General features: G+C 43.0%; 18 protein-coding genes and 1 riboswitch. Of the genes, 4 read left to right on the top strand and 14 right to left on the bottom strand.

Annotation, left to right across the window (positions count from 1 at the left end):
* Nucleotides 1–248 precede the first annotated feature (248 nt).
* From AB5I83_RS13725 to AB5I83_RS13700, 6 genes are all read right to left on the bottom strand, one after another.
* Nucleotides 249–2,252: an ABC transporter ATP-binding protein gene (locus AB5I83_RS13725; protein ID WP_448976045.1), complete on the bottom strand. Its 2,004-nt coding sequence runs from the start codon at nucleotides 2,250–2,252 to the stop codon at nucleotides 249–251.
* A complete protein-coding gene (locus AB5I83_RS13720) occupies nucleotides 2,249–4,006 on the bottom strand; it encodes an ABC transporter ATP-binding protein (RefSeq protein WP_448976044.1) in 1,758 nt (585 codons plus the stop codon). Before AB5I83_RS13720 ends, AB5I83_RS13725 begins: the two co-directional genes overlap by 4 nt.
* A 584-nt stretch (nucleotides 4,007–4,590) precedes the next feature.
* On the bottom strand, nucleotides 4,591–4,788 hold the full coding sequence (locus tag AB5I83_RS13715; protein ID WP_448976043.1) for a sigma-Y antisigma factor component: 198 nt from the start codon (nucleotides 4,786–4,788) through the stop codon (nucleotides 4,591–4,593).
* Nucleotides 4,785–5,132, bottom strand: a complete 348-nt coding sequence (locus AB5I83_RS13710; RefSeq protein ID WP_448976042.1) for a YxlC family protein — start codon at nucleotides 5,130–5,132, stop codon at nucleotides 4,785–4,787. Before AB5I83_RS13710 ends, AB5I83_RS13715 begins: the two co-directional genes overlap by 4 nt.
* The gene (gene sigY / locus AB5I83_RS13705) at nucleotides 5,098–5,649 is read right to left on the bottom strand and encodes an RNA polymerase sigma factor SigY (RefSeq protein WP_448976041.1); all 552 of its coding nucleotides are present in this window, start codon (nucleotides 5,647–5,649) and stop codon (nucleotides 5,098–5,100) included. Before sigY ends, AB5I83_RS13710 begins: the two co-directional genes overlap by 35 nt.
* A 154-nt stretch (nucleotides 5,650–5,803) precedes the next feature.
* Entirely contained in the window at nucleotides 5,804–7,084 is a 1,281-nt protein-coding gene (locus tag AB5I83_RS13700) for an MFS transporter (RefSeq protein WP_448976040.1), read from the bottom strand.
* Between the two features lie 253 nt (nucleotides 7,085–7,337).
* Between AB5I83_RS13700 and AB5I83_RS13695 the strand changes: the two genes are divergently transcribed.
* Entirely contained in the window at nucleotides 7,338–7,661 is a 324-nt protein-coding gene (locus tag AB5I83_RS13695) for an HPr family phosphocarrier protein (protein WP_448976039.1), read from the top strand.
* Between the two features lie 234 nt (nucleotides 7,662–7,895).
* Here the strand turns inward: AB5I83_RS13695 and AB5I83_RS13690 are convergent, their stop codons facing one another.
* Complete coding sequence (locus AB5I83_RS13690; RefSeq protein WP_448976449.1) at nucleotides 7,896–10,301, bottom strand: transglycosylase domain-containing protein; 2,406 nt, start codon at nucleotides 10,299–10,301, stop codon at nucleotides 7,896–7,898.
* Nucleotides 10,302–10,911: 610 nt separating this feature from the next.
* Here AB5I83_RS13690 and AB5I83_RS13685 point away from each other — a divergent pair.
* Nucleotides 10,912–11,430: a universal stress protein gene (locus tag AB5I83_RS13685; protein ID WP_448976038.1), complete on the top strand. Its 519-nt coding sequence runs from the start codon at nucleotides 10,912–10,914 to the stop codon at nucleotides 11,428–11,430.
* Nucleotides 11,431–11,475: 45 nt separating this feature from the next.
* Here AB5I83_RS13685 and AB5I83_RS13680 read toward each other — a convergent pair whose 3' ends face one another.
* The 5 genes from AB5I83_RS13680 to thiT all read right to left on the bottom strand — a co-directional run bounded on the left by AB5I83_RS13680 (nucleotide 11,476) and on the right by thiT (nucleotide 15,372).
* Complete coding sequence (locus AB5I83_RS13680; protein WP_448976037.1) at nucleotides 11,476–11,940, bottom strand: helix-turn-helix transcriptional regulator; 465 nt, start codon at nucleotides 11,938–11,940, stop codon at nucleotides 11,476–11,478.
* A gap of 155 nt (nucleotides 11,941–12,095) precedes the next feature.
* Nucleotides 12,096–12,257 (bottom strand): FeoB-associated Cys-rich membrane protein, encoded by a 162-nt coding sequence (locus tag AB5I83_RS13675; protein WP_448976036.1) that lies wholly within the window; start codon nucleotides 12,255–12,257, stop codon nucleotides 12,096–12,098.
* A 21-nt stretch (nucleotides 12,258–12,278) separates the two neighbouring features.
* Nucleotides 12,279–14,288, bottom strand: a complete 2,010-nt coding sequence (gene feoB / locus AB5I83_RS13670) for a ferrous iron transport protein B (RefSeq protein WP_448976447.1) — start codon at nucleotides 14,286–14,288, stop codon at nucleotides 12,279–12,281.
* Nucleotides 14,288–14,512, bottom strand: coding sequence for a FeoA family protein (locus AB5I83_RS13665; protein WP_052442186.1), 225 nt, complete (start codon nucleotides 14,510–14,512; stop codon nucleotides 14,288–14,290). The genes feoB and AB5I83_RS13665 overlap by 1 nt, the downstream gene beginning before the upstream one ends.
* 263 nt (nucleotides 14,513–14,775) lie before the next feature.
* On the bottom strand, nucleotides 14,776–15,372 hold the full coding sequence (gene thiT, locus AB5I83_RS13660) for an energy-coupled thiamine transporter ThiT (RefSeq protein ID WP_448976035.1): 597 nt from the start codon (nucleotides 15,370–15,372) through the stop codon (nucleotides 14,776–14,778).
* Nucleotides 15,373–15,480: 108 nt separating this feature from the next.
* A riboswitch (TPP riboswitch) is annotated at nucleotides 15,481–15,587 on the bottom strand.
* A gap of 244 nt (nucleotides 15,588–15,831) precedes the next feature.
* Here thiT and AB5I83_RS13655 point away from each other — a divergent pair.
* Nucleotides 15,832–16,962 (top strand): histidine kinase N-terminal domain-containing protein, encoded by a 1,131-nt coding sequence (locus tag AB5I83_RS13655; RefSeq protein ID WP_448976034.1) that lies wholly within the window; start codon nucleotides 15,832–15,834, stop codon nucleotides 16,960–16,962.
* A gap of 52 nt (nucleotides 16,963–17,014) precedes the next feature.
* On the opposite strand, the gene AB5I83_RS13650 is transcribed toward AB5I83_RS13655, so the two are convergent.
* The gene (locus tag AB5I83_RS13650; protein WP_448976033.1) at nucleotides 17,015–18,289 is read right to left on the bottom strand and encodes a dicarboxylate/amino acid:cation symporter; all 1,275 of its coding nucleotides are present in this window, start codon (nucleotides 18,287–18,289) and stop codon (nucleotides 17,015–17,017) included.
* Between the two features lie 124 nt (nucleotides 18,290–18,413).
* Between AB5I83_RS13650 and AB5I83_RS13645 the strand changes: the two genes are divergently transcribed.
* Nucleotides 18,414–18,974 carry a GNAT family N-acetyltransferase gene (locus AB5I83_RS13645; protein ID WP_448976032.1) on the top strand — a complete coding sequence of 187 codons (561 nt, stop codon included), beginning with the start codon at nucleotides 18,414–18,416 and terminating at the stop codon, nucleotides 18,972–18,974.
* An 18-nt stretch (nucleotides 18,975–18,992) separates the two neighbouring features.
* Here AB5I83_RS13645 and AB5I83_RS13640 read toward each other — a convergent pair whose 3' ends face one another.
* Nucleotides 18,993–20,060 carry an ATP-binding protein gene (locus tag AB5I83_RS13640; protein WP_448976031.1) on the bottom strand — a complete coding sequence of 356 codons (1,068 nt, stop codon included), beginning with the start codon at nucleotides 20,058–20,060 and terminating at the stop codon, nucleotides 18,993–18,995.
* Nucleotides 20,061–20,171 lie beyond the last annotated feature (111 nt).

The raw sequence follows: 20,171 nt of genomic DNA, 5'->3' as shown, positions 1-20,171 counted from the left end.
ATACACTTGGAAATTTGATGATTGCAGGAAGAAAGACGTTTATTTCACATAAGAGAAGAAAGACGTTAATTGCACTAATGAAGAGAGTATTTGCACCGTGAAAGATAATAATCGCACCAACATAGCTGATAATTGCACCTTGAATTGAGATAATTGCACCATTAGAAATGATAATTGCACCTTCAACCATGAATTGGAAAAATAAACATAAAAAATCCGCACCCAAACAATATTGGGCGCGGAATCCTTTAACCTGCCTTAACTTTATTGCCAAGCTGCAGCTGATACATTTGAAAGTATTTCCCTTTCAGTTCCATCAGCTGCTCATGGCTTCCTTTTTCGACAATCCTACCTCTATCCAGAACAAGTATCTGGTCTGCATTGCGGATCGTCGACAATCGGTGGGCAATGATAAACGTCGTCCTGCCTTCTTTTAGGACATCCATTGCTTCCTGGATTATTGCTTCGGTTTCTGTATCAATACTTGATGTCGCTTCATCAAGTATCAGGATGGCGGGATTGAAGGCCAATGCTCTGGCAAAAGAAATCAGCTGTCTCTGCCCGCTTGATAGCGTACTGCCTTTTTCGATCACCGGCTCATCGTACCCTTTTTCAAGATTTTTCAGGACTCTGTCTGCTCCGACGCTTGCCAGCGCTTTTTCAACGGTTTCCCTCGTGATGCCTGGGTGATCAAGACTGACGTTTGAGGCTATTGTGCCAGTGAATAAGAACGGATCCTGGAGGACGATGCCCATGTGATTACGCAGTGTCTGCCTAGGCATTTCTGCAATATCCATTCCGTCGATCTTAATCTTCCCTTCCTGCGGGTCATAGAACCTGAACAATAGGTTCATGATTGAGCTTTTGCCAGAGCCCGTATGGCCAACGAGTGCTACCGTTTCACCCTGCTTTGCCTCAAAGCAAAGATCCTTCAGCACATATTCTCCTTCTTTATAACCGAAGGATACATGGTCAAAAAGAACATTTCCTTTATAGCGGGGAATCTCTTGGTCACTTACATCGATTCCTTCCTCATCCATCAGATCGAACACCCGCTCTCCGGCGACCAGTGCCTGCTCAAGATTAGCCAGCTGGTTGACGATCCCCTGGACAGGATTGAACAAACGGTTGATATAATCAACGAACGCATAAAGCATCCCGAGTGAAATCGCGGATGACGGCTGCAGGGACTCACCGCCAAAGTACCAGATGAATGCCACGAAGACGATATTCCTTAATACTCCCACAAGATTATGTGAGGTGGAGGAGTTTAAACTTAACAATTTATTTTGATAAGTAAAATGCTCCTTGTTCAACGTTTCGAATTCCTGCTGCGTTTCTTTTTCACGGCTAAAAGCCTGGATGATGCTCATGCCCTGAATGGATTCATTGATCATCCCGTTAATGTCACTCACCCGCGAGCGAATCACATGATTATATTTTGATGCGTATTTACGATATAGCTTTGCCCATACAAACAGGATCGGCAATAGCAGCAGACAAATCGCTGCAAGCTTCGCATTCAGGATGAACAAGGCAATATAGATGCCTGTAATATAGATGAAGCTTGTAAAGAACGTGGACAGGACGGTGACATACAATTCACGGATTGCCTCCGTATCATTCGTAATCCTGGCAACGACCTTCCCTGCCGGCAGATTGTCAAAATACTGGATCGGCAGCCGCTGGATTTGTCTGAAAACATCCTCCCTCAGCTTTTGGATGATCCTGTTGGCTGACTTCTGCAAATAAAATCTCTGCCCATATTGGAAGATTGAGGCAATGACAAGCAAGCCGAAATAAAACGATAGCAGCTTAATAATTTCTGGGATTTCCGGCTTGTAAAAACTCATCAAATCATCGCCCGACAATATCTCTGCTTCATATTGCGCAGCTTTTGCTCCTTTGCTGATGGTTAGCACACCATCCTCGTAGCTCCTGCCTCCATCGAACTCGACTTCCGCATCCACAAAAACAAAATTCCTTCCGACCTGAAAAATCCTTGCAGTATCAGAATTGCCTGCTCCGCTTTCCTTCGTGTAAAAACTGCCATTGTATTCAACGGCATCTTCGCCTGCTTCGGTTTTATGCCAAACCGATTCGATCCCTAAAATGTGATTATCAATCATCCGCTTGGCGATGAACGGCCCTGCAAGATCAGCGACAACAGCGACCGTCAGCATCGCAAGAGCAATCAGGATGATCTTCTTATAATTTAACGCGTATTTAAACAGTCTTTTTCCTGTACTCATATGGAGTGCACCTCCTCTTCGACTGCTGCTGCCTGCTGCTTGATATATTGTTCATAATACCAGCCTTGAGCAGCCATCAATTCGTTGTGCTTACCTTCTTCGATTATTTTTCCATCCTCCAGCACAACGATGTGGTCAGCATGCTCCACTGCAGACATTCTGTGAGTGGTAATGATGGTTGTTTTCGCATTTCGCTCTCTGCGGATATTATCAATGATTTTCTTTTCCGTTTTTGCGTCGACTGCTGAAAGCGAATCATCAAGGATCAGGATTTCCGGGTCCTTGATCAAAGCCCTTGCAATCGAAATACGCTGCTTCTGGCCGCCGGAAAGGGCGACCCCTTTTTCACCGACAAGTGTCTCAAGCCCCTCAGGCAGCATCTCCAAATCCTTGCGGAAAGCAGCCAGGTCAATGATCTCCTGTAAATCTTCTTCGGAAGCCATTGGATTTCCGAACATGATATTTTCCTTGACCGAACGCGAGAACAGGATGTTTTCTTGCGGAACATAACCCATCCAGCCCCTCGTTTGTCTCAGGCTATGCTCCTGGATTGGCACTCCTGATACAAGGAGGTTGCCTTCGCCTTCTGGATATTCCCTCAGCAGCTGTTTAATCAACGTCGTCTTGCCGCTTCCCGTCTTGCCCACTATTCCCAGCGTCTCACCACGGTTTAAATGCAGCTTAACCTGGTCGAGATTATTCACATTGGAGGAAGGATATTTGAACGTGAACTCGGACATCTGTAGATATTCCGGGTCATTGCCTTCCACCGGTTTGACTGGATCGGCAACATCCTCCTTGTAGGATAGTGTTTCATTCAGGCGGTCAAGAGACGCATTGCCTCGCTGCATGACATTGATCAGTTCCCCGATCGCGAACATCGGCCAGATCAGCATTCCGAGATACACATTAAAGCTGACAAGCTCTCCCAAGGTCAGCTTTTGCTGAAAAACAAGAAAGGCTCCGTATCCTAATCCAATTAGATAACTCATACCAACCAGGATTTTAATCGTTGGTTCAAATAAAGAGTCAATTTTTGCGACTTCAACATTTTTTCGGTAAACATCTTCAGTCAACTCATGGAATCTTGCTTCGTCCGCTTTTTCCTGGACATAAGCCCTGATGACTCTGACTCCTGAAACCGATTCAAGCACCCGGTCATTCAGCTCGCCGAACGCATCCTGGGCAGAAGTGAATTTGGAGTGGATCCTTTTGCCGTAAATATTAATTAGATAAGCCATGATTGGCAGCGGGATGATGGAAACCAGTGTCAGCTCCCAGCTGATGAAAAACCCCATCGTGAACAGGATTGTCAGCATGAAGATGCTTGAGTCGACAAGGGTCAGCACCCCGAAACCTGCGGTGATGGATATCGCCTTCAGATCATTCGTAGCCCTTGCCATCAAGTCACCTGTACGGTTCTTTTCAAAAAACGTTGGTGTCATTTTCAGCAAATGCTTCATAAACCGAGTCCTGAGCTTTCGTTCAATCAGGAACGCCCCACCAAATAACTGATACATCCATATATAAGTGATGAAATAAGAGACCACCGTAATCAGCATGAGGCCGCCTATATACTTTAAGATTAATGCCTGGCTCATGGAACCAAGCTGGATTGCATCAATCGCCATCCCTACGATTTTAGGCGGCAGCACATCAAGTATGCCGACAAAGATCAGCAAGGAAATCGCGACACTATATCTCTTCCAGTTTTCTTTAAAAAACCAGCTTAACTTTGATAAAACCGATAACATCAATAATCACTCCTTACCCGAAAAGCGCAAGCGCCTTGGTCAGCCCCGACAAGCGCTGGAGGGCCGACCGGTGAAGTCGGTTTTTGACTTCGCTGGGCGGACCGAAGCGATCGAGGGGCTAGGCGCTGAGCTGGACATTTCCGGGAATAATATTCAACATCTATCTCGTTAAAAAATCTGACTACCCACTTTCCAGATATTCCTTATTTACTAGTTTCTTCACATTTAATTTGCTCATTTTCGTTCCTCCTCGTTATTTTTTGGAATGGAAATCTTCTTTACATGAAAAAGGACATACCGCGGCATGCGATATGTCCTGAATCAATCGATAAAGACAGAAAAAGGCATACGTCACGCAGATGCGCAACCCATGCCTTTGCAGTCCCAAAGCAACTTGATTATAAAATCAATTATAGCAGAAGGATGGGTTACGTTTATTAAGTTGAGCGTATTTTACAATTGCTACAATGTTCATATCGGTAACCCTCCTTTTAGTTATTTTTTCCATTCCTTTGTAAGGTTATCATCTTACCAGTGACAATGTCAATTCTAACTTTTCACTATTTTTCATCATTTTCATTCTTTTATGTCCATCTGCGCCAAATTTTTCGCGCAAACAGCAAATAAAAAAGCAGCGGCATCGGTGCCTGAATTAATCCAAGAATTCCCCAAAGCCAATAGTTATGCCCATGTTTCCGGGCATTTATAAAAAGAAAGATGCTCTGCGCCAATAGAATCAATACAACCAAGGCGAGCAAGCCAGGTGATAATTCCTCGTTCATCTGCTATCCACCTGCTTTTGCACTCCTTTATAACTATAGACCACTGTAATCACGAGCGTCACTGCCTGGAGCATGTAGAACAATGTCGGCAATTCCAGCATGGTGAAGATCACTCCGCTTAAAATTAGCATGGCGCTCAATATGAACAACGCCAATTCGCGGCGATATTTCTTTTTCTGGATTTCCTGTTGATTCAGGGCCAGTTGCTCGAACCATTTTTCATCCGGAATATAAGTGTCCATGGAGTCCAGTTTGTCCAATCCATTATTGATGGCGCTGATGGTATCAAAAAATTCCGTATCATTATTTTCAACGCTTGACGAGGTGCCCTTTTGGTTTTTCATCTACTTTCAGCTCCCTTCTAACAGCTAAAAGCCCATGGTGGACTCTAGACTTTACAGTACCTGCGGCGATATTCAGGATTTCGCCAATCTCATCGTACGAATAACCATAATAATGCTTAAGGATTAGAGGGATGCGCATTTCATCTGTCAGCCTGGATAGTGCAGCCAGCGCATCTGTCCATTCTTCATTATTCGATTCTATATGCCACTGCAGCTTGCGCGATGCTGCTTCCCCCTCGTTCCATTCCCGCTCACGCTTCTTTTTCCGCTGCTGATCAATAAACAAATTCGTCGCTATGCTGATCAGCCATGACGAGAATTTCGATTTCCCATTGAATAAATGAATTTTCTCTACACATTTAGCCATCGTTGCTTGTGCAATTTCCTCAGCGATATCAGGATTCATCGTTATTTTCATCAGGTATTTTACCAGCAGGGGATAATGATTCCTGAATAGCACAGCAAACGATCGGTGGTCGCCTTTTTTAGCGCTATTGATTAACTCTTTCTCATCCATCAAAGAATGCCTCTCTTTCCCCGCCACCCCAAAAATAATCTATTAATTGATTATTTATTATTAAGACGTACAAAGTAAAGAATCGTTCAAAGATTTTCATAAAAATTTTATTGCATAGAAATGAAAAGCCAAAAAAGCCCCCGAAAGGACTTTTCTATACCCCTTGCTCGACAGCTGTCTCTTTAACAGCAGTCTCACTCTCCTCGGCAAGCTTTGGCAGGACCATCATGTAAAAAACTCCTACGATGGCAAGACAGCCACCGACAATCCAATACAGCATTTCAATTGTAAGCAGTGAAGGAAAACTGTATGCAATGAAAGCAAGCGTCAGCGAATGGGACAGCATGTTAAGTGGACTGATCAGCCCCTGGACCCTGCCCATCATTTTCGGATCGATGATGCTTGGAAGCCAGCCGCCGATCCCGATGTTTATAAGCGGCAATGCCAGAGCAGAGATAAACAAGAGACCTAAGAACAGATAAATGTTGTTTGGCAGTGACGCAAGAGCCGTGAAGCTGCCTGCAATCAGCAGACCTATAGAAATCAGGTGATAGAGCTTGATTTTTTGAGAAAGCAAGGATGCAATGAAGCTCCCAATCAGGACGCCGATTCCGAACACGAAACCGACCACAATCGAGTACTGCACATACGTTTCAGGAGCAAGCTTATATTTGAGAATAAAAATCGGCATTACCGAGAAGCCGCCATTGACGATCCCAAAAATGAAAAATCCGATAATCAAAGTAAAAAGCAATTTGCTGCTCATTACATATATAAAGCCGTGTTTAAAATCCCTGAAGACCATTTTAAGGTTCAAATCCTTCAGAGAATGAGTGCCATTAGGAAGTCGTGCTTCATGCGGAACAACCGTCTTTTGGATGAGTAAAGCACTAATAATGAATGACAAAGTATCCACTAATATAGCTCCGTAAATGCCTATTGACCAGTATGCGAGAACTCCCAGGCCATTGCCGAACAGCATGAATAGGCTCATCACGAGCTGATTCAAACCGGCTGCTGTTGTGTAGTCGTCTTTCTTTAAAATCCCCTGTACCATACCATGTTCGGCCGGGAAAAAGAATTTTTGAACCGCACTCCGCAAGAACAAGACAGCAAAGACAAGTGGCATCCAGCCAACATAAATAGCAACAATCAATCCAAGAGATAATGCGGCACTTATCCAATCGCAGTAAACCGCTATTTTTTGCCGATCCATCCTGTCAGCGAGCACTCCGATCAGGAAAAACACCGCTAGCATTGGCAGCGAATACATCAATTCGGTAATAGTCGCATAAGCAGGCTGGGAGCTGAAACGGTCCAGCAAGAAAAACATGAAAGCTGTCAGGCCGATCGTACTGCCCATTTGGGAAGTGAAGTTAGCCAAAAACAACTTCGTAAAACTCTTGTTCCTGAAAATCTCCGCAAATTTTTTCATAATGATTTCTCCTCGCATCTCTTTTGTTAGCTTCATATTAGCTTAATCTTACGGGAACAATACACTTTCTCCTGACCGTTTCTTTCTACATCCAGAGACCGAGTTTCCTTGCGCCTGAGATAGCGTCTGCCTGCTAACGCCTTATCGCATGCCAACTTCGCCCAAATTCACTTCAATAGGTTTTCAAATCAATTTAACCGGGTATTACTCTATTAACCTAATAAAAATGATTCACTAAAGGAGTTATATATACATGAAAGAAATTATGTCATCTAATGTTATGGTCCAGAAAAGATTCACAATGAAAAAAATGCTTGAAATCTATCAGGCTGCCAAGAAATTGGACGGTACCACTTACCTTTACAGCCGCCAAAAGGCAGTTGAAGCGACGACGTTATCCAAACTTGTATCGTTCCTGCTTACTGTGGAACCAAATACAACTTTAAAAATTATTATGGAAGGCACAGATGTAGAACCGAAATTGAATCAGCTTACTAAGCTGCTGACAAATGAGGCTTCTGTACTACGCGTAAAACGCAAGCGACTGATTGAGTCTTCCGAATCATTCCAAATATAATCCCAATAACAGACCAACTATTGACTGAGGTGAAGTTTCGTGGTAAGAACCATTCTAATGATCATCGGCGCTGTCGTCGTGATCGGTTTCCTTTTAAGCTTAATATAATATGATTTTAGTAAAGACCTGCCTCCAAGCAGGTCTTTTTTTAAGCTCTATTCCAAACTTGTTGTTTGGGGCGATATTACACAATAAAAAAAACACAGGAGATCGTTCTCCCGTGCTTTGATCGCATTAGTTATTACTATCATCTTCTTTTTCTTTATCATCAGGCGATCCATCGTCTCCTGATCCCCCGGTGTCTCCGTTACCGCCGGCATCTCCTTCACCGCCAGTATCCCCTTCGCCACCGGTGTCTCCTTCACCGCCGGTATCTCCTTCGCCACCGGTATCTCCTTCACCGCCAGTATCTCCTTCACCGCCAGTATCTCCTTCACCGCCGGTATCCCCTTCACCGCCGGTGTCTCCTTCACCACCAGTATCTCCTTCACCACCGGTGTCTCCTTCGCCACCAGTATCTCCTTCGCTTCCGCCATTTCCACCGGAATCTTTGGTATCTCCAGTACCATTCTTTTCTTCTGTATCATTGCTTTTCTCAGAATTCGTGGACGCTCCGGCAGTTTCAGTATTTGTTTCTTTTTTCTTTTTTGCTTCTTCTTTCGGTTTTTCTTTTTTGTCTTTTAGCTTCTTTTTTGCTTCTTCCCATTGCTTTTTAAGCTTTTCTGATTCCTTTTTGATTCTTGCTTCCAACTCTTTTACAGACTTGGCACGCTGCTTCCTCTTGTGTTCCTCAATATACTTTGACAGTGGAGTAACATTGAAGGATTCTGCTTTTGTATTTTTCAATGCTTCCGACATGAAGTCTTTGAACACCAGGGCGGCCCCTTCACTGCTTGTAGTAGTTAAGAAGTGTTCTTCATCTGTTTTGTCATAACCAACCCATACAGCGCCAACTAGCTGTGGGGTATACCCTACAAACCACTGATCCTTCGTTCCTTTGACACCTTCAATCGGAACCTGTGTTGATCCGGTCTTGCCCGCTAATTCTCTTCCAGGAATTTGCGCACCTTTTCCTGTGCCATCCTGGACGACACCAAGAAGCATTGTCGTCATTTTTTCAGCGGTCTCTTTTGAAACTGCCTTGCTCTTCTTCCCTTTATATTCAACAATTACATTGCCTTCTTTATCAATAATTTTAGTTATAGCATGGGTTTCATGACGCTCGCCCTTGTTGGCAAATGCAGAATATGCTTCAGCCATAGTAACCGGTGAGACCCCCGTCGATAAGCCTCCAAGCGCAAGGCCAAGATTGCGATCGTTCTTTGGATCAAGATTAATGCCAAAGTTCTTTACAGATTCCATGCCTTTGACTATCCCTATTTCATCCAACATCCATACAGCAGGCACATTCAATGAATCTCTCAATGCTTCATACATAGGGACTTCGCCTTTATATTTATCATTGTAGTTTTGAGGCTTGTAATCTTTGAATTCCATCTCTTCGTCTTTAAGCATGTCCGTAACGCCCCAGCCTTCTTCAAGTGCTGGTGCATATGCGGCAAGTGGCTTCATGGTTGAGCCTGGCTGCGCTTTTAGCTGTGTTGCACGATTATATCCCCTGAATACATGCTCACCGCGGCCGCCTACAAGGGCACGGATGCCACCGGTTTTAGGATCGACCAGTACAGCGCCACTTTGGACGATTTGTTTTTCCGTACCTTTTGGGAACAAATCATCCTTAGCATAAGTCGTTTCCACAGCTGATTGCATGGTTACATCCAATTCAGTATAGATTTGCAATCCGCCTGTCAAAACTTCTTCCTGTGTCAGACCGTATTTCTTAATTGCTTCATCAATGACGTGATCTACATAATATGGATACTTCCCGCGCAATGGATCTGCTCCATCTTCATTCAGGACAATCTTTTCGGCTACTGCCTGTTTATATTCTTCTTCCTTAATGAAGCCATGTGTTTTCATCATTTGAAGGACAAGATTCCTTCTTTCAATCGCTTCTTCATAATTCCTATTGGGATCAAGTGCAGACGGCGCCTTGATCAAGCCAGCCAGCATGGCTGCTTCGCTGATGGAAAGATCTTTAACGTCCTTTCCAAAGTAACCCATAGCAGCCCTTTTAATCCCCCACGAACCATTACCAAAATAAATCCGGTTCAAGTACATTTGCATGATATCATCTTTGGAATATTGCTTTTCAATCTCTCTCGCCATAAAAAATTCTTCGAGCTTCCTTTTATAAGTCTTTTCGCTCGATAACAAAGCATTTTTTGTCAATTGCTGCGTAATTGTACTTCCACCTTCGACAATGCTGCCTGCTTTAACATTCTGGACGAATGCCCGTGAAATTCCCACCAGGTCTACCCCATCGTGTTCATAAAAACGGTGGTCTTCTATCGCAATGACGGCATTTTTGACATGATCCGGCACATCCTCTATTTTGATTCCCTCATTTTTCAGTGCCGAAATCTTGCTGGCTACTTCACCATTCGCATCATAGATGACTGTTGACTGTGCCATATCATCATTCAATGCGCTAATGTCAGCCCCCTCAGAATATACGTGAAAAAAACTCAAGAATGCCAGTACCGCTGTCGAAACTGACAATACCAGCACCTGATTCATATGCAGTCTTTTCCAGCCTCTTAGAAAACGTGTAAATATTGAATTTTTGCTCACTGAGCACCCCAACCTTTTAAAAATAGTTTATAAATATGACACTTTCTTTTACCCATTTTTAAAAGCCAATAACACAAATTGCCTAATTATGAGGAAAAAAGACATATAAGCAAGCAAGAGGGCCAATGAATATACTCTCGGTTTCTGGTTTTGGGGACTCCTGATTAAAATCCTACTCCACAAGCGAGGTTGAGAAACCATCTCATCTCCCAAAGACCTTCTTAGGATAAAAACCCTTGATTGGGACGTAATTTTGTCCGAACACGGTGACACTTCTGACAAAATCTCTTGCTTAGGACGTAATTTTGTCCGAACATGGTGGCACTTCAGACAAAATCTCTTGCTTGGGACATGATTTTGTCCGAACACGGTGGCACTTCAGACAAAACCCCATACTTATAGCAGGCATATTGTCCGAATACCAAGCTCTCGACCTCTAATATCCACCCATTTATGAGGAGTACCAAATCGGTTTGGAAATTTTTAGGATGAGTTAGTTCTATTTAAAAAGTGGGTATTGAATTATAAGAAGTATTAATTTTGGAGGTTGATCTATATGGCTGGAATAAAAAACATTGTACTTGCTTACGATGATTCTGATGGAAGCAAGAAGGCCTTGCAATTGGCAAAGGAATTTACGGCTGATAAAGACGGCGTCAAATTGTATGTTGGACATGTTTTTGAAGAAAAGGTGAAAAGCGAAGTGGTAGAAACGAATGAGCGCCCTATTGAGCAACTGCCAATCAACAATTTTCCAGCTGATGGAATCCAGGTTCCACCACTGGCTATGGAACAGGGTGCACTTGAAAAAACAGAGCATTCTATCATTACCCACAGCTCTGAAAAAGCCTTCAATAACGCAAAGGCGGAACTGGATGCACTCAATATCGACACTGAATACTCCATCCTGGAAGGAAGTCCTTCCGAGAGTATTGTGGATTACGCCAATAGTGTAAATGCTGATTTAATTATCATTGGGCAGTCCGGCAATGAAGGAATCAAGCGTAAGATTCTTGGCGGAGCAAGTCAAAAAATTGCCAATAACGCTCATTGCCATGTGCTTATCGCGAAATAAAAAAAAGCAGCCAGCCGGCTGCTTTTTCCATTCTATCCTCTTGATTTACTCGATCAACGCTTCAGCTGCGATTTCTTCTAACCGCTCCAATGTTTCCTTTTCTTCGAAGCTGCTGAAAATCCGGAAATCATCGTGATCCAGAATCCTGTAATGCTGGCTGAGGATGTTTTGCTGCATGACGAATCCGCCAATCCTTGTTACTTCACGCCACCAGACTTTGCCGCCCAATGTTTTCTCTTTTCGATAGTCTGTTCCTTCATGGGCAATCGTTTCAAGGACTTCGAGTGGTTCATTACCGAACAAAAACTGGATGGTCTCTGTTTCCCTGAAAAGGGCAGCTATCGCCACGACTGTCGACCAGCCAGCCTGAGCCCTGCCCTTTTCAATCTGGACTAACGTCTTTTTGGAAATTCCAATGATATCAGCCATTTTATCCTGTGTATATCCAACTTCGGCCCGAAGTACCCTCACTTTTTCGGATACCCTGCTTATGATTTCATCCCTTGTCATCCGCTTCATTCCTTTGAATTGCTTTTAGTGTAATTTTACACCAAATAAGTTTGAATTAAAAATATTTTTTATTTTCGCTATGTAAAATATAAAAGCAGCTGATTTATTTTAAGAAGAAAAAAGGAATGCAGTAACGAATCTGCACTCCTTTTAATTTATTTGGCCTGCCTTTCCTCACTGACGCTGCAGGTGCTTGAGCAAGAGTTTTTGATGGAGCAGGCAGCGCATTTCCCTTCCTTGGATTTCTTGATGAATCGGTAGAATGCCCAGCCGGCATATCCGAATATGGCTCCGCCTATTATGATGTTTGCGATCATGAATCCTTCCTCCTTCCCTGCTTAGCTTAATCCAAAGAGCATGCCGCCTTGATAAATGGCCAGAGACAACAGATAGGCGATAACCAGTGCATAAAAGATTGAAAAAGCGGTCCAGCGTTTCGAACCGGTTTCCTTGTAAATCGTTGCAGTAGTTGCCAAACAAGGAATGTAAAGCAGGATAAAGACCATGAAGCTGTATGCGGCTAAAGGTGTGTAATGAGCAGCAAGCAAACCTTGCAGACTTGCCTCATCAGGGACGAAGTAAATAATGTTCATCGTTGAAATGATTGATTCTTTTGCAAGAAACCCGGTGAATAAGGATGCACTCGCCTGCCATGTTCCAAAGCCAATAGGAGCGAACAGCGGTGCAAAAATGCCTCCAAGCAGCGCTAGATAGCTATCATCCATGCTGACATTCACGCCTTCCGGACCTGCGTAAGCAAGCAGCCAGATTAGGACAGATCCTGCAAAAATGAAGGTTCCAGCCTTCTTCACAAATCCCTTTCCCTTATCCCATGTGCTTCTCCAAAGCGCTCTTGCCTGAGGAAGCCTGTATGGCGGGAGTTCAATGACGAATACAGAAGTTTCGCCTTTCAAAAGTGTCTCCGAGAATACCTTTGCCAGAATAAGCGCGATCACTACTCCCAATACATACAAACTTAAAACCACAGCTGCTTTATGTTCCAGGAAGAACGCCCCGACAAACAAAGCGTAAACTGGAAGCCTTGCAGAACAGGACATAAGCGGTGTCAACAGGATGGTCATCAGCCTTTCCTTTGGCGTTTCGATAGTCCTTGCTGCCATGATGCCAGGTACATTACAGCCAAATCCGATCATCATCGGAATGAAGGCCTTACCGTTCAAGCCAACCGATTCCATTAAGCGGTCCATGACAAGCGCGACACGGGCCATGTAACCTGAATCCTCCAGCAAGGAGATGAAAAAAAACAATATGAAGATTTGCGGTACGAAGACGAGGACTCCCCCTACCCCTGCTACGATCCCATCAAGAACCAGGTCTTTGATGAATGATGAAGCACCGGCTGCAGACAGTGCTGCTGTGATCCCAGTTGTTACTGGTCCGGACAGAAGTGAATCCAATGCGTCAGACAGCGGGAAGCCAAGCCAGTCAAAGGTAAGCATGAACATCACGTACATCAAGATAAGGAAAATCGGGATGCCCAGGAATTTATTCGTGACGATCATGTCAACCTTCTCAGTCAATGGAACCTTTTTATTATCCGTTCTGGTTGTTGCTGCAGATACTATTTTATCGATTGCTTCACTGCGCTTCCGGTGAATTATCTCGTCAAGTGCTTGTTTGCTACCCGTATTTTGCTGTTCGGCTACAGAAACATGGTGAATCAATGTGTCAATCTCATTCTGCGGCAAAATTGTTGCCAGATAGCTTTTCACATATGGATTTCCTTCAAACAACTGAAGTGCAAGCCAGCGAACCGGGTGTTGTGCTTTTCCGGCCAGTTTGTTCTCAAGCTCCAGGATACCCGCTTCAATCGCTTTACCATAATAAATGAGATTCGCTTTCCCACTGCCTGCGGCTTCGCCAGCCACTATCTGTGCAAGGTCATTACACCCTTTACCTGTCCTTGCAACCACAGGAGCTACTGCTACACCCAATGATTCAGACAGTTTATGAATATCAATTTGAATACCCCTGCTTTTGGCAACATCCAGCATATTCAAGCCAATTATGACTGGTGCGCCATATTCCAATAGCTGCATAGTAAGATGAAGATTTCGCCTTAACTGCGAAGCGTCCAGGATATTCAGAAGTTTTTCAAACGGCTCATTCAAGAAAAAGTTCGTTACGACACCTTCATCTTTTGAAAGTGGATTGAGTGTATATACTCCAGGAAGGTCAATAAGCTGATCCTTGCCATTTTTAAGGAGACCGACTTTCTTTTCGACCGTTACCCCGCTCCAGTTTCCTACATATTCATAGGAACCTGTTAAGTTATTAAACAATGAAGTTTTTCCCGTGTTTGGGTTGCCAATAAGCGCAATGTTCATCATACTCGCTCCACTTCAATCCTTAGCGCTTCCTTTCGGCGAATGCCGATGCACTGCCCGCAGGATTCAACCATGACAGGTCCTCCAAAAGGCAGGATGCATTTCACGCACACTTCAGATCCTTCCGCTATTCCCAAATCAAGCAACCTTCTTCTGACAAATTTATCAGCACTTGCTATATTCATGATCCGGCCTTTTTCACCAGTCTTTAATTTTCCCAGCATAGCCATCACCTTTTTTTAGTTTGTTATTTTTATACTCTCTTTAGCTTTCATATTTTCTAAATGAGAATGATTATCTTTATTTAACCAGTTCAAAGCAACTTCCACTGTGACATTCGTCACTATATAGCAGGGTTTACTCTATATTTCAGGTAAACTCCATACAATTGACAATATTTTTATTGTGAATGATCTCCAATTCACAAATACCCACGCATGTATGTATACACATAAAAAAAGAAGAGCTGTTCAGCTCCCCTTTTCTCTTACATTTTATTGCTTACAGGTGCAGACTTAACCATCCTCGATGGTGCATATCCGATGACAAGTATAATGATGATGGCACTTAGTATCATACTAGGGATCATATATGTGCCATTATAGATAATTGAATATAGCCACGCTGGCTGTCCTTCTGGCGCCCAAACTCCAAAGAAGATCCAGCCGGAAAAGAAATGAGCAATAAAGCGGAGCAGGCTTCCAATAAAGGTACCAGCAATGATAAAGCCAATCCATTTCTTCTTATCGCCATTTTGGATGCTATCCTTAATCTGTCTGGCAAAAATCCCGGCAATCCCAAGTACGGTGAAAGCCACTAAATAATCGATGAATCCCTGTACAGGGTGGTAAATTTGTGAGAAGCCAAGAATGAATTGCAATAGGCCTAACAACAGCCCAGTTATTGCCCCGCCCTTTATTCCCCAACGGAACGCCATCAGGAATACAGGCACCATCGCAATCGATACAGAACCGCCCTGAGGCCAAATTCTTGAAAATAAGAATCCAGAAAATAAATCCAACAAATAAGCCAGTGCGGAAAATACGGCAATTTCCACTATAAAGAGAGTTTGTTTTTGTTTCATATTTTGTTCCTCCTTCTTTTCAGAATGAGGTCCGTTTCTAACACGCCTTTTCTGCTTCAGAAACAAAAAAAGCAATCGGGGGACCGATGTAGGATTCCCAAGATTGCTTTCCTATCGCATCCACATTCCTTCGCTAGCATTAACTAACAGGTTCAAAGGGTAAGAACTCGGCCGCTCACTCTCAGCTGCATTTGGCAGCTCCCCTTGTGGTTATTATTTAGTTTCTACACTATGAATATACTACTTTAAATAAATTATCACAAGTCCTAGGATAAACTTTTCGGTCGATGTCGAACAGATTTGACAAATCTCATCCAGTATTGCTAAAAATATCGGTCTTTTGTCACTTTTTTAGCTATTCGACTCAATTCTGCGGATGTTCTTAATATTCGACAAAGGGTTTTAAGGTTTTTCCTCGAATCTTTAATACCGAAATGAAAAACTGGGGGACTTAATGAAATGCTGCCAATTACGGATAACCGATTGCTTAGCTTCCTGACTAGTGAAAGAAAAAATCTAATAGCCGACTGGACTGTTAAAATAATCGTTTCAGAAGATGATCCATATAAAGAAAAAATAAGCAAAAACGCTGAGAGAATGTATGAAGTCATTCTCTCGGTTTTTTCTAAAACAAGTGAAGAATTGGAAGAGCATATTCAAGAGCTTGCTTTTATGGTAGGTGAAGAACGAGTACGCGCTGACATTAACATTGGCGATTTTGTCTTCAATGTCAATGCCGGACGCTCCGTTGTATACACACATCTCCATAAATTGAATATGGAATGGACTGAGATGCAAGAGGCCATCAATCGGATCAATTACTGTTTTGATACCTTTTTGTATTACGCCGTATCTTATTATAATGAGCAGAAAAACAAAATCATTGAGGAAAAGAACCAATTCATCGATTCAACACATAAAGACAGATTGACGCTTCTCGGCCAAATGACATCTAGCTTCATCCATGAATTCCGCAATCCGTTGACTTCCATCCAGGGCTTCATCCAGCTCTTGAGATCTGAACATCAAGATATGAAGTATCTTGATATCATTTCAAGCGAGCTTGAACAGCTGAACTTCCGGATTTCACAATTCTTGCTGCTATCAAAAAAAGAGTTGATTGGAAAAGAAAAGACTGTTTTCTCATTGAATAAGATGATTGAGGAAGTTTTAAACTTCCTTTATCCCAGTATCCTTGACACGAAAGTCAGGATCATCAAGGAAGTAGCCGAAGATATGGAATTGTACGGTTATGCGGATGAAATCAGGCAGGTTCTCATCAATATCATCTTTAATGCGATTGATGTACTGAGCCAGTACCGTGATGATCCGCAAATCGAAATCAAAGGATTTTTCGTGAATGATACCCATATCAAAATTGAGATTTCAAATAATGGGCCAGTCATTCCTGACCAATTGTTAAAAACGATTTTTGAACCATTCGTTACAACCAAAACACTTGGTACCGGACTTGGACTTTTCGTATGCCGGGAAATCATCGAAAAGCATAAAGGCATACTCGCCTGTTCATCAGAGCCTGAAAAAACGTCATTCATCATGCTTTTGCCTTTAACAAGAATCGAAATCTAATCTAGTAACTGAACAAGGAGATCCCGCCGGAAATGGCGGGGTCTATTCTTTCTTACTCGGAATATTCAAGTGAGCGGTCACCCGCTGCATTTTTCACTGTGCTAGTCTCGTGGCTTAACGCATGCTTTTCCTCAGATTCAGAGACGATGAGAGCACAAGCTGCATCACCTGTAATATTGACAGCTGTGCGAGCCATATCGAGCAAACGGTCGATACCGAGTATCAGGCCAATCCCTTCAACTGGCAGACCCACAGATTGGAGAACCATTGCCAGCATGATCAATCCAACACCTGGAACTCCTGCAGTACCTATACTCGCAAGCACGGCAGTAAGGACTACTGTCAAAAGCTCGGCCATTGTGAGGTCAGCTCCATAAACCTGTGCAATGAATACAGTTGCTACCCCCTGCATGATTGCTGTGCCGTCCATGTTGATCGTTGCTCCAAGAGGCTGCACGAAGCTGCTGACCGATTCAGGGACACGGAGATTTTTCTGTGCTGTTTCCATAGATACCGGCAGTGTCGCATTACTGCTCGATGTACTGAAGGCAACACCCATTGCCGGAGAGAACTGCTTGAAAAACCAGAAAGGATTTTTCTTTCCAATGAAATAAACACTTGAGCCATACGTTATGAGCGCATGCACGACAAGAGCGAGAACAACGACAATCATGTATACGCCCATCGCCTTGATAGCATCGATTCCTTGGCTTCCGATTGCTGTCGCAATCAACCCAAACGTTCCGTACGGAGCAAACTTCATGACAAGGCCTACCAGATACATCATGATCTCATTTCCTTGTTCAATCAGATTCAGTATTCCTTTCGTCTTTTCACCTAGTGCCGTTAACGCAATCCCGATGAATAGAGCAAACACGATAACTTGCAGCATATTGCCAGTTGTCAGTGCTTCAAACGGGTTAGCTGGAATAAGATTTAAAAAGGTTTCACTTACCGGCGGAGCTTCTTCAGCCTTGAATTCAGCTCCACTCGTATCAAACTCGCCCATCAAGCCAGGTTTGATAAAATAGGCCAGAGTAAGACCAACGGATATGGCTATGGCGGTTGTCGTCAAAAAGAAGCTTACAGTCTTAAAACCTATCCTGCCAAGTTTCTTGGGATCGCCTAACCCGGCCGTACCTAGAATAATTGAAAACAGGACAATCGGTACGACAAGCATACTGATTAAATTGATGAATATCTTGCCTAGAGGCGTGAATAAGAATTTATCTAAAACAGTGAATAATTCGGGTGAAAAAATGTTGAGGATCAGCCCTGTCATCGCGCCAAGTCCTAGGCCAATTAAAATCTTAGTCGTTAGTTTCATATGGTTCCTCCCAAAAAAGTGTAAAAAAAACAATGTAAAGCTTTATTCCCTCTTTCATCCTAATTAAACGAGAGGAAGCCGATTGGGTAATACTTCCATCAATCTAAAGCATAAGGAGGTTCATATGTTGACTTTAAAGGTTGATCGCGAACTGGAGCTGCGAATATTAGATCCGCAAGAAGCCGGAGAGTTGTTCTGGCTAGTGGATTCAAATCGCCGCTATTTGAGGAAATGGCTTCCATGGATTGACGGAATCCAATCTCCCGGACAATTTTTTACAGTGATACAAATGTGGCAGAAAAATCATCAAGAAGGGAGCAGCAGTCATTTTGGAATTCGATACAGGGGAATCCTTGCAGGGAGTATCAGCCTCCATGCTATTGACTGGAACAATTCGCAGGCAAGCATTGGCTATTATCTATCGGAGAAACTGCAAGGAAGGGGCATTACGGTCAGAACGGTAACAGCGGTAATAAACCATGCAATTTATGAGTTGGGAATTAATCGCATTGAAATCCGATGCGGCAAGGACAATCACAAAAGCAAGGCAATTCCGAGGAAGCTTGGCTTTATCGAGGAGGGTGTCATCCGTGATGGAGAATACTTAAATGGCACCTTTCATGATCTAATCGTTTACGGTCTCCTTTCAAGAGAATGGCATAGAAGAAATGCCTTACATCCATGATCATTGCTGGCACACAAATCACCGGATCGGCAGATGGATGGTAAATGTGGTTCCTTCAGGACTTGATGTCACATTGATTTTGCCATTATGTTCTTCTATGATTTTATAGCAAATCATCAATCCCAGTCCGTTCCCATTCGCTTTGGTCGTAAAAAACGGCTTGCCGATCTTTTCCAAGTCCTCTGAAGGAATTCCTTTGCCAGAATCTGAGATTGATATGGACATCACGTGATTTGCCTTGGAAATAGCAATCGTAATTTCACCTGGCAGATCCATCGCATCTATTGCGTTCATCAGCATATTGATCAATACTTGCTTGATTTTATTCCCATCACAAAGAAGCCTTCCATTTTCCAATGTGGATTTCTTGGTTATCTCAACGCACTTTTTTGCAGCCTCAGCCATCAAAAGAGTAATGGCATGGTCAACCAAGTCATTCATATCAAAGGACTTAAAGTCAGATTTGTGCGGCTTGGCCATAAGCATCAGCTCTTTTGAAACCGACTCCATCCGCTTTATTTCCTCTTCCATGATCGCTAAATAATTATGATTTAATTCTTTGCCGGACTTCATGAGCTGGATAAAGCCTTTTAAGCTTGTCAAAGGATTCTTGATTTCGTGCGCAATACCTGCGGCAAGCTGTCCGACAACGTTTAATTTCTCATACTCCAGAATAAAATGCTCTGCCTTGATTTTTGCAGAAACATCGCTTGTAACTGAAATCAGTTCGAATGGTTCATTTGTTTCGGGATGTCTAATAACCGATATCCTTGAGTTCACCCATATGTATACTCCGTCTTTTCTCTTGATGCGGTATGTCAGGCTGCAAACTTCCTCAGCTTCAGGCATGGCAGTACTCAAAATCCTTTTATAATCTTCTGCATGGACAAATAAGGTATACAGCCTTCCGACTAATTCAGATGGCTCATATCCGAGCATTGATCGAACAGAGGGCGAAACATATTTAATAAGTCCATCCGCAGTTCTTTTGCAAATAAAATCCATGGATGTTTCTACCCAAATTCTTTCGTCTGCCTTTTCGACCTTATGCAACTTCCTTTCCAAACTGGATAAAAGAATACTCATAAACAGCCTCCCTTTTATAAAATTTTACTGAATATTTAAACGAATTACAAATAAAAATTGTAAAATTGACCATAAATAGGGGTTTATTACCATTGGGAAAGTTTTTCTAAA

The organism is Mesobacillus sp. LC4, from assembly GCF_053543455.1.
Note: the sequence above shows the minus strand (reverse complement) of the source record. Positions and strands in the feature narration are given on the sequence as shown.